Below are 17,510 nucleotides of genomic sequence, written 5' to 3'. Positions count from 1 at the left end.
ACAATATTTCACTCACCCTATTTTCATTGTTTAAGTTTAAATGTTGTCGTATTTGCCATAGAAACAATTGCCTCGTTGTCTTTATCAAGATTACGCGTGCCTATTGGTCTTCGTTTATCCTGTATCCAGGTAATTATTCTTGTCTGTAACCGCCCCTCCAATACGACACCCGTATTCATATCCACCCATTGTTCACGTTTAAATAAAATCTTTCCCCCACGCTCGTTCAAAAAGTGGTAATTTGAGCCCCCTACTCGCTTTATTTCTTCTTCCGGCAATATATCTTCCACCGTGATTCCCCAGTCAGACAGCCATGCTTCCCCAGAAGACACCAGCAATCGACAGCGTGTACCTTCATACCATATATCTTTTTCATAGTGGATATCCAGCTCTTTCATTTTTACAGCCGGTAAATCAGTCGCGCGCAAAGCAGGAATCCTGATATTTTCTATCGATTGCCACGTATCTCCCGGTCGCAGACCATCTGTCGGCAACAATGCGGACAATATAGCGATATCCGACGCCAACCATTGTGCATATTTCCCTTCTGTCTGTACAGCAGAAGTTTTACCCTGCCTGTTTATCCGCATAGCAATCTTTTGGCCTTCGTTGTCTTTGGCTGGTTTATCAAACCACTTAAAATTATGTATAGCGATATCCGAAAGAAAAGAATTTGTGACTGAATCTGTTTGCACCGCGAGATCCACCGTTGCAGAAGCCTCAAAATATGGCATCTGCGTTGTAGGTCGCGGCATGAAAAGTCTATATTCAGGGTGAGATATCATAGCGAGAGAGTTAGCCTCGGGGACCGCTTGTAAACCCGCGACACTGACTTCATACTGTAGGGATTGATAGGTCGAATAATCTACAGAACGCACGCCTTGGTCAGGTTTCATGTACCGAAACAATTGCTGCAATATCTTTCCGTTGTCCGCCCATGGTCGAGATATATTTCCCGTCCAGGAACCAGCATCACCAACCAGTATTACCTTTCCTTTCCCGGGGCGAACCATCACGATACCAGGCCCAGATACAGAACGATCGGTGTACGTACTATCCGAGTAGACATCCAATAAAACTTCCGGATTTTCTGCTTCCGGCAGTATGTTAAGGGTACATCCCGCGCCGTAATGAAATACGGGCACATCATAGAAATAGGGATGTCCTGACGGTATGATATTGTCTGAATAATGGGTATCGTCATTGTTCCATGCTAACCCAAACTTTCGTAGCAACTTTTTAACCTGGTTGGTTTCAAAAGATTCACTAAAACGATCCTCTACCATCGCATTCAACATCAGCATCAAACTTCCTCCTTCCTCCACGAACTTTTCTAACACAGAAATTTCTTGATCGCTGATCACTTTAGCGCCAGCTATTAAGTCCGGGTTATCTGCCGCAAAAATTACCACGCCATCAAAACCTTTCAAAAGCTGCTCACTATATGGAGACCGGCTCATGGAAATCGAATACTCTTTGGAAAGGATAGTATAAGCATGGTCAAGTGTATTGGTATGCACGAAATCATTCCAACCATACCGTCCATCCGAATCTAACCAGCTCCCCGTGACGATATGATTTCCTACCTTGGTCGAGGGAAGATTATGATGGTAGTAGTCAAAAAGCAGCTTTACATCCTTATCGTCATTATAATTGATGGTTTCCCCCTGTTGAGCAAAAAGCCCCTGCAGATTCAACGCAACTAAAATTATACTAATAAAAATTTTATACATAATCATGATGGGAATTAAAGGTCTACATCTTTTTTACCGTAATCTCACGGACTTTAATCGCTTTCCGGATCTCTCCGTTGGACGTCTTATATTGGAAATCTGAATAAATCAATAAAAACCTATCTTTTCCTGTCTGCAATAACTCGGGATAGCCACAAGTTAGTGTATTTCCATCCACTCCGTCTAACCAGGGCAACATTTCAAAGGGATCGGACCATTCCTCTCCTTCTTCATCCAAAGCGACACGTATCTGTAAACCCGGTCGGCCGGAGGCCAACACCAAGGCTCCATTATCCAATTGCTTTAATTTGGGCAAGACGCCGGCTTTGGTAAAGGCAGTAGGTTTACTCCAACTTTTTCCTTGGTCAGTCGATCGGCTATAATACATCGGACTATTACCCAAACCGTCGGTTGTCCGTATCACGGACAGATACGAACCGTCCTGCAAGATCTCAAAAGCCGGCTCCGTCCATCCCAATGCATGTCTTTGCCCTCCTTTGGGGTCTTTTATCGGATCATAGTGATAAGGGATACGCCCAATGAATGACCAACTTCTCCCGCCATCCTGCGATCGATAAAAAGCGACGTCCGAAGGAGGCACCGTTCCGTTTACAAATGTAAAGCCGGGGTATACGCCGGCGACGATAGAACCATCTTTCTCCAGCTTCATATCACCCCACCACACGATCGGCAGTAAATTGTTATCGGAATACCGAACCATATTCGGTTCGCTGATATTATTATGTTCCGTTGTCCATTCACTCCCCCCCTTTGTTCGCCTTTGTATGTATACCCCCTGCAGTTCTGTAGGTAGATCTTCCGTTTTCCAAAACCTGAATGTACGTCCGTAAGCTTCCTTAACGGTAGCAATAGGCTCGGGTAAATGCAAGTCTTTCATCGGAATAGCTGGTGGGGTATGGACATGGATATATTCACCGTTCGCTAATGCTAGTCCCCCTCCTATAGGCTGTTTATCCGTTTGCGTCCAGGTTTTGCCCTTGTCTTTTGAAACGGCGAATCCATTTCCTCCTTTTCCATAGCTCTCGGCATCATCGTTTGCCATATTCCATCGGGCTACAATTTCTCCTTGATCTGACCAGTATAATCCGGGGAACTGAAAAAAGCCCCATTTGTAAGGTTTATCCGCAACAGCAACCACGATAGGCTCGCCAAAATCTATTTTGAAACTGTTCTTTCCATCTTTCTGATAAACATATTCGGTCTTACCATAGGCCGGAATACCTTCCCTCAATGATGCCCCATCAAAATCCAGCCGATGATCCTGTATGTTGACAACTGCTTGTTGCGTACTACACCCCACCAATAAAAAGAACAATCCGTAAATACTTCTTCTACTCATATTTTAATGTTTTCTAATATAACTATAACCTTTTCACCGTCACCTTCCTTACTTTAATTGCCTTGCGTCTTTCACCCTCAGGCGTCCGGTGCCAGAAATCAGAATACACAATAAGAAAGCTATTGTCATCCACTTTCAGAAATCCGGTGTATCCACAGGAGAAAGTCTCATTGGGCACCCATGGCAGCATCTCAAAAGGTTCAGACCAGTCATCGGCATTATTATTCAGCATAAAACGCAACTGTACACCGGGTCTGCCGGAGGCCAATGCCACGACCTCATTGTCCAGCTCCAGAAGTTTTGGCAATACACCGGCACCGGTAAATACCTTCGGCTTGGTCCAGCTTACCCCCTTATTGGTAGAGGTACTTACATACATGGGGCTTTCACCAAAGCCATCCTGTGTGCGCAACACCGACAAAAACGTACCGTTCTTCAGCGCTGCAAATGCCGGCTCAGTCCATCCAAATGCTTTACGTTTATTGCCGTTAGGATCTAACATCAGATCGGGTTGATAAGGTATATTCCCTTGTTTAATCCATGTTAACCCTAAATCCGTAGATTTATAAAAGGTCACGCCCGATGCGTCAATCCCTCCACCTGGCTTAGTTTCGTAAGTAGGGTATGTCCCCCTGTATATTCCATCAGATAATTCATGCATATCACCCCACCATACCACGGGAAAAAGATTGCCATCCGAATAGCGGGCTAGATTTGGATGTACCAAAGTTCCCCGCTCGGCAACCCAAGCAGTAGTCCCGCTCTTGATTCGGTGTTGATACGTACCTTGCACCTGCAAAGGCAATTTATCGTATTCATAAATTCGAAAAAGGCGGTCATAATTCGATCCGTCCTGGAAAGTGGCCAAGACAGGCGGAAGGTCAAGATCACCTATGGGAATGGCCGCAGGGGTAGAAACCGTAATACGATCTCCATTGCTCAATAATATCCCTCCGCCAGTAGGGGCTCTTTCCACGCGTGTCCATGTTGCTCCTTCGTCACTGGATACCGCACTATTACCGCTCACTGCCTGGCCATAACTCTCGGCATTGTCGTGGCTCATGCTCCAGCTGACAGATATCTGCTGACCGGACAATGAGCGTCGTATACCGGGAAAATTGAAAAAACCCCAGGGTAATTCCCGATCTGCCACTGCGACGATAACCGGTTCACTCAATTCTACCTCTAACAATTGGCGCCCATTACGGATATATTTCACCACCTGCTCGTCGTAAGCAGGTATACCGGCTTTAATAACTGCTATATTGGGACTTTTATTTTCTGTCCATTCTAAGGTATCTTTTTCTGCTAGGACAAGCTCTCCTATTTTTCGCACACGGAATGACTTTATGTTAGAGGTTTGACCTCCAACCAATACAGATACATTGATCTTTGCCCCCTCAGCCAACTCCGGAACTTTCACCGAAATAACACCATCAGATAGATCTAATACTTCGCCCATTACCTCTCCAAATTTTACCTGTATACCTTCAGGATTGCTGCCAAATCCATTGCCCTGTATTTGTACTGTGGACCCCGATGCTGCCACATTCGGTAATATCAAATTAACCGATAGCGCATTCCCTTCACCATTTGTATCTGGCTCATCTGTTTTCTTCGCGCATGATGTCACATCCAAAAGGACGAACATACATAGCAAGTTCAATAAAATAGTTTTCATCTGTATAATTTGTTTTTTCAATTTATTCTACGGTCTGCTAAAGCCATGCAATACCGCCGGATGATTGCCTTTTATATCCTCAATCGTCAGATTAGTACCACTACCCAGTACCTTTTTCAGATCATAGGCGGCTACTAACCCGGGTGTTTCCGCGGTAACCCGAACGGACAACATATCCCCTATGACCTCTTCCGGACTGAGCGTCTTTTTATAGAAACGCAATCGCGCTATCTCACCAGTGAAAGCCTGTCCAACACCACCTGTCGACGATGATTTATGCCCCCCGACAGATAGATCAGCGATATTGGTCGTTGACAACACCGTAGCAGGGAGCGCTCTTGAACCCAAAAGCACGCCATCCTTATACACGAACATTTGTTTGTTTGCTATATCAAAAACTGCGGCGATATGCGTCCATGTATTTACAGAAATAGAGGGCATATTTATGGCCTGAGTAGCCCCCTGATAGACCAAATCTGGATAAATATTTCCCGTGCTTCCTAAAAATGCTAATCCATAACCCGTATTTCCATATTCTCCATAGCCAGGGGCGTTGGTAGCGGTATAACGTTTTGCGAAAATCCGCTGCGTCGCGGCAATAGTAGGCGTCCGCGCCCAACATGTCACCGTCATTGCCTCTCCGGCAGCGATATCAAAGTCAGCATGATGAGGAATAAGCATATATTGGCTGGTCGTACCATTAAATACCAACCCTTCTATGGCTTCAGAGAATGACAAATCGCTGTACTCCGTATAAAATGTATCCAGCGCATTCTGAACCGGAACATACCCTGTTCTATACTTTAGATTCCCGTCGAACCTGTTGAGATAGACTATAGATCTTTCTTCTATGGGGCGTTCTATCACGCGGGTCTCCCCATCTGTCCCGTCATATTTAATCTCAATCGTAACCGCTCCTTCAAAAACACTTTTCCAAGTGATATCAAGCTGATTGGAGGATTCGATGTATGTGGCTACATCGACCAATCGATTATTTAGACTCTGCCGATAATTATCCCCGTATACCCTACTCGAGAGTTCAGTAGCCAGTGATTTGTTGTTGCCACCTGCGGTGGTGGTTACCAGTTCAAATGTCAGGAAGTCTTCAGGAAGATCAGGTAATTGTATTTTTAGTTCTTGCCCGACACTATTGTCCGGAATGGTATATACTACAGAGTCCGTTCTTGATCGCCAATACACCGTCATCGTCTTGGCCTTTGAATCATTATTCTCAAACACGAGTTCTGCCCTTTTATTCCCCGGATAGACCTTGACTTCATTTATTCTGGACAAGTAGGTTGTTTCTCCTCTTTGCAGATATTCGTCATGAAGGTCATTCATCCTGTCACAAGAAAAAAACAACGGGAGGATCAACGAAATCCTGAAAATATATTTAATAGTATGTTTCATCTGTATATTTTTTTGCTTTTTATCTTGTTATCTTTTAGTCCTGAACTTCTCCCCAGAAGGTCATCTCCATCACTTGTGTATTTTGGGATCCACCCCATGTATCGAGCACATACCAACGTATATATTGTACGGGTGGAAGACCCCGCGGAAAGTTCCATTCCTCTCCATTGTAATGTCCATAATTTCGATCATCATCCGTTAACACACCTAAAGGTTCGCCTGAGGGTTTAAACGAATCAAACTCGCCCAACAATATCCATGTACCAAAATTCTCATTTACGTTCGGAGAAATTGATCCCCATAACTGAAACTTCTTAGGATGTGCAAAGTTATAGAGCAAATTAGGCTCTAGCCTGTTGTTAATTTTGAAACGACTGAGCTTGGCCACTTGCCCCATATTGAAGGTCTGGTCATGCGTATAGCTGGCATATCCTCCTGATCCGGGTGCAATTGTACCATTCCACAGGTTTTCTATCGCCCACTCACCGGCCTGATAAGCATTGTAGGGTATTCCCGGTGGATTCCAGCGGGTAAACTTCGATTTGTCCAGCTGTTCTTCAAACATCGGCGTCGCACTTATATACAGCGTATCGGATAAATTATCCCAGCGGTCCCTAAAATATAACCCGAAAATGCGCTCTTCAGGACTGAACCCCCTTACATTGGCACTTCCCTTTACGGCACCCGAGTAAAATCGATCAGCTTCCGACCACTCTTCAACGCCATACTCCGCTGTCGTCGTCAGCACAGTCAACACCACCTCCGATTCGTGCGGATTTTCCCATTCGATGTGTATACCTCCAAAATCATCAATGACGGTCACTCCTTCGATGAGGTCAAATACCGGTGCGTCTAAAGGTTGGATATCGACTGTTACAGGCGTAGAGGCATTATCGCTCTTGTCATACGCTATGAGTTCAATTTGCTGAACTTGAGATTTGCCGAAGCCATCCAATGTTATTTTTCGATTAAAGACTGATGATTTTTGCTCTTTCGTCTGGCCATTGATTGTATACACAGCTTTGACGTAAGAAAAATCTTCATCTGTCGGTATAGTATAGTTGATGACACTTCCGCCCGGGATATTCTCCACTGAAGCTCCCGACACTGGTCCCGGTGGAACATCGTCCATGGCATACTGGCCAATATAATCTTCTCCACATCCCCAAACCAGAAGCAGTAAGATCAGATATAATATATTTTTTTTCATCGCTATATAGTATTATATGATTTCTATTTTCCTATTTACCATCCTGGATTCTGCAGCAGGTTTGTATTCCGTAGCATCTCATCCTGCATAATTGGCCACAATATATCCCGTAATGTATACTGACTGCGGTTGTGTGTAATTACCTGATAAAATTCCGGCGGTGTTTCACCTGCTATATTCCACCCCCGAACAGGTTGGTTCATATACTGGATTGATTTCTTCCACCTTCGCAGATCCCAAAAGCGTTGCCCTTCAAAGGCTAGTTCAATATTCCGTTCCTGATGGATAATCTCCCTCATTCCTTCTTTTGTAGTTGGCTTTTGCGGAAACCTAGAGTGCTGCGCCCAAGAGTCTACAACACCACTTAGACCGGCCCGCTGTCGAATAAGGTCGATATAATGGTATACGTTTGCATCAGGTGACGACAAACTTTCGTTGAGTGCCTCTGCATGGAGTAAATACAAATCTGCGAGACGAAACAATGGGAAATCGAAACGCATACCGACATACGCATCCTTACCTGTATATGCCGATCGATAATTCGACAGCTTTTTGATATAATAACCTGTGGTCGAATAACGTTGGTTACCGATCATCCCTCCGGTCATGGATTTGGCCCGGAGATTCAAAGGCCATTGTGCATTCTCATCCGTTCTTCCTAAACCAAACCACCAACCGCCATCGACACCCAAGGAACCGTAAAACCGTGGTTCCCGATCCAGATGCAGACCAATGGTACGGTATCCCGGTTGCATATATGCTTCTTGGTCTTGCGGCACAAACGTCAAGGTCATACGATCCTCATAGGCATAATCGACATCCTCTTCTATCGGCACGCCATTTTTCGAATAAAACAATTCGGCCATTTTAAGCGTAGGTATAAACCACTGGTACACTATATTTTGATGGTCACTATGCAGCCGGGGTATCGTGCGCAATTCCAATCCAAGATCTTGGAGATTTGGGCTACTGCTATTAAAATCGGATAAACTCCAGATCCGCTCCTCATTGAACTTATCAGCTACGATCTGCCCCACCTGTATGACGCCGAGTGTCTCATTACTGACATTAAAAGTCGTCTGATGATGATATAATCTAATCCCGGCCTCATGTGCTATATCAATAGCTTCTTGGGCAGCCTCAGCCGCTAATGTCCATTTATTTGGGTCTTCGACCGGATTAAACAGCACTATTCCACGCTTATCGATCATACTTGCATAATCCTGATTACCGTTGAAAAACGGACTCGCTGCTGTTACCAATACTTTGGTCTTAATCGCTGCCGCAACCGGTTTGGTGATACGACCTGCATCGGACACCGTATTATCCACTTCCAAATCCAAATTTGGTATGGCTTCGTCCAATAATTGTACGATGTACGCCACGACCTCATCTATGGGCTCCCTATAGACCATTAATTCTTCTGAAGGAGCAGTGGCCGGTATATTTTCCCTTGCAATGGGAATGGGTCCATATAGTTGCATGAGATAGAAATGATAATAGGCTTTCAACGTTTTTACCTCAGCAATCCATTTTTCCCGCTCATAGCTATCCAAATCCCTTGCGTTGTGTACATTGGCAATAAATGTATTACAATCCCGAATAGCTTTCCATAGCGCAGACCCGCCTTCAATATTATGCCAATAACTATACAACGGCCTCGTCACATTATTTCCATTAATCGCCAGCTCTCGGTAATATTGTCTCCAACGTTCTTGGGCACCACCATCAATAAACTGGTGAATCCAAAGATCATCACCCGCGGCAAAACCGGGATCATAACGTGTTCCATTTCGGGGAATTTGATTATAACAAGTCGCTAATGCCCTTTGGGCACTCACTCTGTCCTTATAAGCATCGTCCATTGTGGCTATATTATCCGGGACAACATCCAGATATTTTTGGCAACCATACAACGAAATGCTTACCATAATGGTTAAAACTATTTTTATTAATGATCTCATAACTGACACATAATTACAATGAACACTGAATTCCAAAATTGTACACCTGTTGCAGGGGATACCCTAAACCGTTACCTCCCATTTCCACATCCCAAAGCTTGAACTTGGAAAAATTATACAAATTGGTTCCGTTTATATACATTCTTATCTTCTCTATTCCAATTCTTTGCGTCAAAGTTTCTTTGAAAGTATACCCCAATTCAACCTGTTTGATACGCAAAAACGACCCGTTACGCATAAACCAGGTACTCACTTTGGTGTTATTTGTATTGGCGATATCGCTCAATCGTGGCCAAAGAGCTTTCAAATTTCTATTGTCTTCAGACCAATGATCATCCACATAGGCTTGGAGCAGCTGATTTTTCTGTCCCGTAGCTAATGAAACAAAAGGAGCTGTTTCAGCTGCGTCTATCCAAAAGGAAGATTTGGCAGACCCTTGAAAGAAAGAAGAGAAATCTACACCTTTATACCCCAATGAAAATCCAAAACCATAAGTCATCCGAGGGATAGTAGGATAACCGATAGGTACCATATCAAGATTCGTGATTACGCCATCCTGATCAATATCCTTATACTTGATGTCGCCGCCTAATACCTCGCCAAACTGCTGCGGCGAATTATAGGCCTCCTCATCGTCTATAAACAAACGTTCGGCAACAAAACCAAACTGTTGTCCGAGAGGTATGCCCACACGAGAGCGCCACGGAAATGCGCTGTAATCGGGTTCTTCATATTTGATATATTTACCTTCTGCATAGGTAAAATTCCCCCTGCCTGAGACAAACCAACCATTAGCAAAGTTCTTATTCGCCTCCAAGGAAATGTCTATCCCTTTACTCTCTGCTTCGCCCACATTCGCTTGCGGCAAAACAGCCACACCCATTGTATTCGGCGTATGTGCCCGTGTCATTAAGATATTGTATCGATGCTCTTTGTACAGATCAACAACAAGATTAGCCATATTGAAAAGCCCTATCTCCGCACTCAGATTTAATTTCCGTGATGTCTCCCAGGTAATATCCCGGTTTTCCAAGCGTCCTTCCGTCACACCATTTATCCTGTTTCCAAATTCGGATCCAAAGGTATACCCCGCCGCCGATACATTAGGATTGATTTCCGACAAATAGAAAAACCTATCTTCCAGACTACCGATGGCATCATTGCCCACCAGGCCATAGGTTCCACGCAACTTCAGATTAGATACGATCTGCTGTATATTGCCTTTCCAAAAAGGTTCTCGCGACACATACCAAGCGCCCCCCACGGATGGGAAGAAGCCAAAACGATGCTCTTTAGCAAAACGTTCGGAACCATTGTAACCAAAGTTCCCTTCTAAAAAGTATCTGTCTTGAAAGGCATAGGTAAAACGCCCAGCTAATCCTAGGTTTCTTCTGGCTAGTGAATTTTGTAAGCTACCGGCATTCGCAGAAATTTTATTCTGCATATTATAGACCAACATACCACTGACCGAATGGTCTGTCCCAATATCTGTGTTGTAACTCAAAATACCCTGAAAATAATCTTCGGAAGTGATCTGTTTGGAATCCTCTGTATAGGTCAGGTACTCGTGCGCAGTTGTTGGATTAAGATTGTTTAATATATATTCACCTGTCTGCTTGTCATAAGCCGATAAAATATAATAAAACGGAGTATACGTACGAGATACCTGATAATAATTGTACCGTGTGGTGTTGTACATTCCACTGGCTTTCAATCCCGGTAAGATGAAATCCAGATCCTGTTTGACTTCAAATTGTGCTAAAAACATGGCATTGGTATAATCGCGATATCCCCTCATGAGATTTGCATAAGGATTTAAATACTCCCCTGCGCCAGCATTTCCAAACAAGATATGTTCGGTTGTGAGATTCTTAGCATCCGGCTCATAATAGGCGGGAAATAATACCGGATCCGTACGGATAATCTGTCTATAAAAGTCTGCGCCTGTACCTAAGGGACCTGTATAGTCTGTCCAGGTCGAATTGAGACGGACAATCGCTTCGGTCGTTTTGGTCAGATTGATATTCACATTGGAACGTAGTCCATACGTTTTCAGATCAATACCGTTGTTAAAGTTGTTGCGATTGTCTACTTTGAGCATACCGTTATCCTTATTGTAAGTCGCAGCAACATAATAACGTGCGACCTTTCCACCACCATTCACATTTAAGTTGAGTCGATTATTAAATGTCCGGTCTTTTAACAATAAAGATTGCCAATCTGTTGCCGGATAAATCATCGGATCTTCACCAGCCATAGTCCGTTCTATTTTTTCCCATTGATATTGTCGTGTTCTTCCCCGCGTTAAACTCGACTCATTTGCCAGATTCATATACGTAATCGGATCGGCCAATTCAATATTTCGTGTAGGTTGTGAAGCCGATGTTTCATAACGTAAGGAAATACTTGCTTTTCCCTCACGGCCTTCCTTGGTGGTAATCAAAATCACACCATTAGCCCCTCTAGCACCATACAAAGACGTGGCAGTAGCGTCTTTCATAATCGAAAAACTCGCCAAATCATCAACTTGCAAGCGTGCCAACTCACTGGCCGGCACTTCTACCCCATCCACCAAGATCAAGGGACGATTGGAATATCCAAAACTGGTTACTCCACGAATAAAAAAGTCTGCGTTATCGGCACCTGGCTCTCCACTTTGCTGGAAAGCGATCAAACCGGCGACACGGCCTGCCAAGGCCGTTGTCAGGTTACTCGATGGTACTTTCAACTCACTAGGCCTTACCGTCGTTATCGCCCCTACTACACTTTCCTTTTTCTGTTCTCCAAAAGCCACTACTGTGACCTCATCTAAAGCATCAGTGACGGGGCTCATGGTTACATTAATCTCGGTACGCCCTTCGACAGGCAACCTCTGTGTAGTGAAACCTACATAACTAAAGACTAATTGATCGTTCCTATTCACGGCAATCTCATACCGCCCTTGTTCATCAGCAAGCACGCCCCGTGTGCTGCCTTGCACTGTCACTGTAGCTCCCTGTATGGGATCCTCTTTGTCGCCTAGGATTTGTCCCCGTACGAGATATTGTCCCATTTGCTGTGCCTGCAGCATAGTAGAAATGCCTAGCAAAACAAGGATGCTTAGGAGTATCCTAGGGTACCCCAAAATAAATGTTGCTTTTTTTAATCGTAGCATTGGTTAAATTATTAGTAGTTCTCTTTTAATATTAATGTAGTTAGTTCGTCAATCCAGATTTGTCTCTTCTGACGACACCTCTTATACTATCCAAAGATAGAGTCATGGCTTCCACCGGACTACTATTATTATTCTCTTATATGATATTATATTTTAAACTCCAATATAAAATCTAGGTTTCTCTTCTATGGAATAAGAAAAGTTAGATCAATATAGGAGGTTATGCTATTGACAAGCCGAGGAAAGCGTAATTTAATTGGTTATATATTATTTCAGTGGCGATTTTGAAAAAGAAAAAAGTCAATGCAGCTACATTGACTTTGGCCTTGATGGCAGAAAAATGAAATATGCTTATCGCGTCGAAACACCAAAATTGATATATTTCACTTCCACGTATTCGTCCAATCCGTAACGTGATCCTTCCCGGCCTACCCCGGACTCCTTGATTCCACCAAACGGGGCTCCAGCAAAGGAAATCCGTCCCTCATTCACGCCCACCATACCCGCTTCAAGCGCTTCAGCAACACGCCAGCAGCGATGCACATTATTACTATAAAAATAGGATGCCAGCCCGAACTCCGTATCGTTAGCCATTTGGATAGCCTCTTCCTCCGTGGTAAATCTAAACAACGATGCCACCGGGCCAAATGTTTCCTCTTTGGCGATTAAAGCATTTGATGGGACATCGGCAACGACGGTAGGTTCGTAAAACAATTCTTTAATGACCTTCCCTCCTGTCAGTATACGAGCACCTTTGTCAATAGCATCGGCTACGTGTTCATGTACTTTATCCAATCCTTTTTTATTGATCAAAGGTCCTATTTGTACGTCGTTGTCCAAGCCGTTGCCTACTTTCAATGCTTTTACGGCTTCGGTCAGCCGTTCTGAAAACGCTGCAAAAACCGAATCTTGTACCAAAAAGCGGTTAACGGCCACACAAGTCTGTCCGGCATTGCGAAACTTCGCAAACATCGCTCCTTCAACAGCAGCTTCGATATCTGCATCTTCAAATACAATGAACGGCGCATTGCCACCAAGTTCCAAAGAAATCTTTTTCACATTTTCTGCGGCTTGCTTCATGAGCTGTTTTCCCACAGACGTTGATCCCGTAAAGGAAAGTTTTCTGATCAACGGATTCGTGCTTAGTTCATAACCTATACCGGAAGAATCTGTACCGGTCACCACATTTAGTACTCCGGTAGGCCAGCCGGCTTTTTCAGCAAGCATAGCGAGTGCTAAGGCGGTCAATGGTGTCTGTGACGCCGGGCGGTGCACCACTGTGCAGCCTGCTGCAATAGCCGGGGCGATTTTTCTCGTAACCATCGCTAACGGAAAATTCCACGGTGTGATGGCAGCAACAACCCCCACGCCCTGTTTAATCGTCAGTATTCTATTTGACATTTTCGATGCAGGCGTGGTCTCCCCATAAGCCCGCTTGCTCTCCTCCGCAAACCACAGCACAAAAGAAGCACCATAATCCACTTCCCCCAAACTGTCAGTCAATGCTTTTCCCGATTCCAGGGTTATAATCTCGGCCAATTCCTGTTTATGTTCCAGTATCAATTGATACCAGTTTTCTAACATAGCAGCACGTTGCTCAACATCACTCACCTTAAAAGAGCACCAAGCTTTATATGCTACGTCTACCGCATCATGTACGTTGGACACCGTTAGATTTGTTACTTTTTCAATAACGGTACCCGTAGCTGGGTTTACAACGTCGAACGTATCCGCTCCGGCTACCCATTGTCCATTCACAAAGGCTTTATTTTGCATTAATTCTTTTAATGTCATCGTTTACTTTTTTGTTTAGATCGCTCCTCTTTCTTTTTTCAAAAGAGAGAAACTGCATTTCTTAATAAAACTAAGAGAATAGATAATTTGTTTTATCGCTTATTGAAAACAAATTTTAGGTTCTGTGAAGTATAATCTTCGAATTTTCGGTCGGAAGAAATAAGTGTGAGCTTCTCCGTAATGGCGTGGGAAATGATCGCGTGATCGAACGGGTCATTGTGTCCACCAGTAATATCAAGTCTGGAAAGGGTTTTGGTGTGCTCCTCTCCGAAAGCAAGTATTTTGATGTAAAAATCTTTTTGAATGGCGTCCTGTAGTTGTTGGGTAGTTTTATACTGTTTCGGTTTAATTTTTCCGATACGATATAACTGCAAGAGTTCCGTAACAGAAACAGAACTCACATACAATTGATTAGCGTGGTCGCCCAATATCATGGCAACATCAGGAGAAATATTATCATATTCACCGGAGACAAAAAAAGCTAAAATGTTCGTATCCAGTATATATCGAGCCATTTCATTATTTCAAAACAGCTCTCATATCAACGATTTCAATACCAGGATTTTTCACAGCTTTCAAAAACGCCAACCAAGTCTTGGACATCTTTTTTTGTTTTACCAGTTCCTCGGCCTCCGCTATTAACTGATCGATATTTTCTTTGTCTATTTTCTTTTTAGTCGTTTTCATATGACCTCCTAGTTATCACAAAGATAGGCAAAAAAACCTCAAAAAATTACCTCCTCCTCGCCACAACCTCCCATTCCCCCACGACAGCGTTATTTTCCACGACCAATAATTTATCATACAATGCGACCGTCGGGCAAATATGGATAGGCAAAGCATACAATACATCGCCTACTTGAAAGTGATGATTTACACCAGCTTCTAGTACGAGATGTTCTTCGCTGTGGCTTATCGGTTTTAGATGAGAAGCATTTAGAAAAAATACCCGATTCGCCAATGGATTTTCCGATGCTATAGCTTTATAGCCCAAATCAACACAAATCGTATTTTCGGAGGGTAAAGAAACTACACGTGTCATTAGTACAGCCGCCGGAAGAAAATTTTGCTCCGGCAGCGTATCTGCATAACCTTTATCCCATAGAACAAATGTCCCAGGGCTGCATTCCACCTCCGGATATTGCGCGTAAATAGGAAAGGACGGTGAACCGCCGATAACCACCGATGGCTTCTCGAAGCCTCCATCCAATAATCGCTCTATTAACTTAGCAATAGGCTCATAATTCCGATCACAAATATTTTTACGCTCTGCTATATTTATTTCGCGCACATGACCATCATACGCGTGCAAACCTTTCACGTTTAACCCATCCACCCCACTGCAAAATCGGTATAGTTCGAAAGCGGCATCATCGGGTACTATACCTGTACGCCCCATCCCTATATTCAGGTCGATGAATACATCTATCTGTATCTCGTTTTGAACAGCGATAGCCGATAGATTCTTTACAGCATCCACATGATCGACTATAGCGGAGAAACGCGTCTGGGGAAAATGTTGAACTAGTGTCACAAACCGCTGTAGTTTTGCTCCATATAACGGATAAGCCAACAACACGTCCGGCACACCACACTCTCCTAGCATTTCCGCTTCGGCAATCGTTGCACATTTAAACTTACGAATGCCTGCATCCAGTTGCATCCGGGTAATTTCTTTCGTTTTGTGGGTTTTGACATGCGGACGCAATCTGTCGACACGATCAATCATACCTTTAAGCGCCTCGATATTATGCTGGATACGATCCGGATAAACCAATAGTGCCGGTGTATCCACGTGTTCAGGTGTATGTAAATTATACCAATTCATGTATGTGCTGTTCAATCTGTTCCGATAAAACACCGCTTATTTTTTCCGCTGCGATTTCTTCCAAGAAACTGGTGCGGCAACGCCAAGTCTCATAGCCGCCTAACATTATTTCATGCTTAGGTGGTACATAACCGACGTAGTCGTTTGCTAAACAGATCGTAAAATATTTCCCGGGAGCGGCCTTGGCTTTCAAGGCCAATCCTGTTTCCGCAAAAAATTCACCGCCCAACGCACCTATTATACCACTACCGATACGAAAAGACTGAATATAGAACTGCCTTTGCTCTGGAAATTCTGCCAGCAAAACCTGTTCCCGGGCATAAATACGCCGATAACCATCTTCATTCAGTACGATATGCTCATAATCCGTATCCTGGATCATCTGCTTTGCTTTCTCTAGTTCCTGTGCGGATGGCTTTCTGATCCCTACCGGCACCTCTTCGTACAACACATCCAAAACAGGGTATTCTTCCCATTGGAGGTCTTGTACGTTCGCTAAAACTTTATCGGCTAAATCCCGACCGATATATTCACTTTTACGGTGTGGTTCGGTTGGGTAACGACCCGCATTTACAAAATCCCAAATATTGATTTCGCCACTGGTGCCATTGCTCATCATCGCGACGAAGTTACTATCATCTCCAGACAGTACCTCTTTAAGCCTCTTCGCGAAACAACCGAAATAATCCGCACTGATAGTGCCACGTTCGGTATCACCTACATAATGCAAAGAATAATTGGCTAAAAGTGCTATCCATTGATCATCCAATCCTTTTACACCCAGATAAGCTAATTGCGTATCGGGGGTAGAATTTCTTTCTACAATGTGCTCTTCATCTCCAAACGGGTTGGTTTTCACCAGATCATGTCCCCCTGTTACCGGATTAAATGCTTTATATTGGGGAGCCATCTTATATCTTCGGCACAATACATGTTCCGGAGCATCTGTAGCCCCAAACGCGATCTTGGCTGCACGAAGATGAGGAAGTGTCTCCCTAACAAGATCGACTAAAATCCCATGAAGATTTTTTCGATACCGAAGATCAGCATGCCCCATCAACAACTCTGCAACAGCCCCTGCCGAATGGGTATGCGTACTGGAAATGAGCACGTGGGATTGGGGAATTCCCGTTTCTTTATAGATATCTGCTTTCACTTCATCTAAAAAGTCTTGCTGCATGGCACAAATATCCACGACGATAAACAGCAATATCGTATCGTTTTTCTTTAACAGCAACGATTTTGCATACAACGGGTCGTGTATTTTATTGGCATATCTCGCCTGAAATTCTCCATTGATCAATGTGCCCAAAGGAGGCGTAATGTCTTTTTGTAAAGCCGCTGCTTGAAATAAATTGTTGGCCATTTTGTTTATA

General features: G+C 43.8%; 12 protein-coding genes. All 12 read right to left on the bottom strand.

Going from position 1 to position 17,510, the window contains the following annotated elements; genetic code table 11:
- Positions 1-23: 23 nt before the first annotated feature.
- The 12 genes from H8B06_RS08695 to H8B06_RS08640 all read right to left on the bottom strand — a co-directional run bounded on the left by H8B06_RS08695 (position 24) and on the right by H8B06_RS08640 (position 17,500).
- Positions 24-1,739 (bottom strand): hypothetical protein, encoded by a 1,716-nt coding sequence (locus tag H8B06_RS08695; RefSeq protein WP_223857553.1) that lies wholly within the window; start codon positions 1,737-1,739, stop codon positions 24-26.
- A gap of 16 nt (positions 1,740-1,755) precedes the next feature.
- Positions 1,756-3,093: a sialidase family protein gene (locus H8B06_RS08690; protein ID WP_190993887.1), complete on the bottom strand. Its 1,338-nt coding sequence runs from the start codon at positions 3,091-3,093 to the stop codon at positions 1,756-1,758.
- A 22-nt stretch (positions 3,094-3,115) separates the two neighbouring features.
- Entirely contained in the window at positions 3,116-4,774 is a 1,659-nt protein-coding gene (locus H8B06_RS08685) for an IPT/TIG domain-containing protein (RefSeq protein ID WP_190993886.1), read from the bottom strand.
- 27 nt (positions 4,775-4,801) lie between these two features.
- Positions 4,802-6,184 (bottom strand): DUF4998 domain-containing protein, encoded by a 1,383-nt coding sequence (locus H8B06_RS08680; RefSeq protein ID WP_190993885.1) that lies wholly within the window; start codon positions 6,182-6,184, stop codon positions 4,802-4,804.
- Between the two features lie 34 nt (positions 6,185-6,218).
- On the bottom strand, positions 6,219-7,394 hold the full coding sequence (locus H8B06_RS08675) for a DUF5000 domain-containing lipoprotein (protein ID WP_190993884.1): 1,176 nt from the start codon (positions 7,392-7,394) through the stop codon (positions 6,219-6,221).
- Positions 7,395-7,429: 35 nt separating this feature from the next.
- Positions 7,430-9,358, bottom strand: a complete 1,929-nt coding sequence (locus tag H8B06_RS08670; RefSeq protein WP_190993883.1) for a RagB/SusD family nutrient uptake outer membrane protein — start codon at positions 9,356-9,358, stop codon at positions 7,430-7,432.
- Between the two features lie 13 nt (positions 9,359-9,371).
- Positions 9,372-12,512: a SusC/RagA family TonB-linked outer membrane protein gene (locus H8B06_RS08665; protein ID WP_223857552.1), complete on the bottom strand. Its 3,141-nt coding sequence runs from the start codon at positions 12,510-12,512 to the stop codon at positions 9,372-9,374.
- A 351-nt stretch (positions 12,513-12,863) separates the two neighbouring features.
- Positions 12,864-14,306 carry an NAD-dependent succinate-semialdehyde dehydrogenase gene (locus H8B06_RS08660; protein ID WP_190993882.1) on the bottom strand — a complete coding sequence of 481 codons (1,443 nt, stop codon included), beginning with the start codon at positions 14,304-14,306 and terminating at the stop codon, positions 12,864-12,866.
- A 92-nt stretch (positions 14,307-14,398) separates the two neighbouring features.
- Complete coding sequence (locus H8B06_RS08655) at positions 14,399-14,821, bottom strand: type II toxin-antitoxin system VapC family toxin (protein WP_190993881.1); 423 nt, start codon at positions 14,819-14,821, stop codon at positions 14,399-14,401.
- 4 nt (positions 14,822-14,825) lie between these two features.
- The gene (locus H8B06_RS08650) at positions 14,826-14,993 is read right to left on the bottom strand and encodes a hypothetical protein (RefSeq protein ID WP_190993880.1); all 168 of its coding nucleotides are present in this window, start codon (positions 14,991-14,993) and stop codon (positions 14,826-14,828) included.
- Between the two features lie 46 nt (positions 14,994-15,039).
- Entirely contained in the window at positions 15,040-16,134 is a 1,095-nt protein-coding gene (locus H8B06_RS08645; RefSeq protein WP_190993879.1) for a D-TA family PLP-dependent enzyme, read from the bottom strand.
- Positions 16,121-17,500: a hypothetical protein gene (locus H8B06_RS08640; protein WP_190993878.1), complete on the bottom strand. Its 1,380-nt coding sequence runs from the start codon at positions 17,498-17,500 to the stop codon at positions 16,121-16,123. The genes H8B06_RS08645 and H8B06_RS08640 overlap by 14 nt, the downstream gene beginning before the upstream one ends.
- Between the last annotated feature and the right edge of the window lie 10 nt (positions 17,501-17,510).

The organism is Sphingobacterium micropteri, from assembly GCF_014692515.1.
Classification (GTDB): domain Bacteria; phylum Bacteroidota; class Bacteroidia; order Sphingobacteriales; family Sphingobacteriaceae; genus Sphingobacterium; species Sphingobacterium micropteri.
The sequence above is the reverse complement of the archived record's forward strand: the minus strand, read 5'-3'. Positions and strand labels throughout refer to the sequence as shown.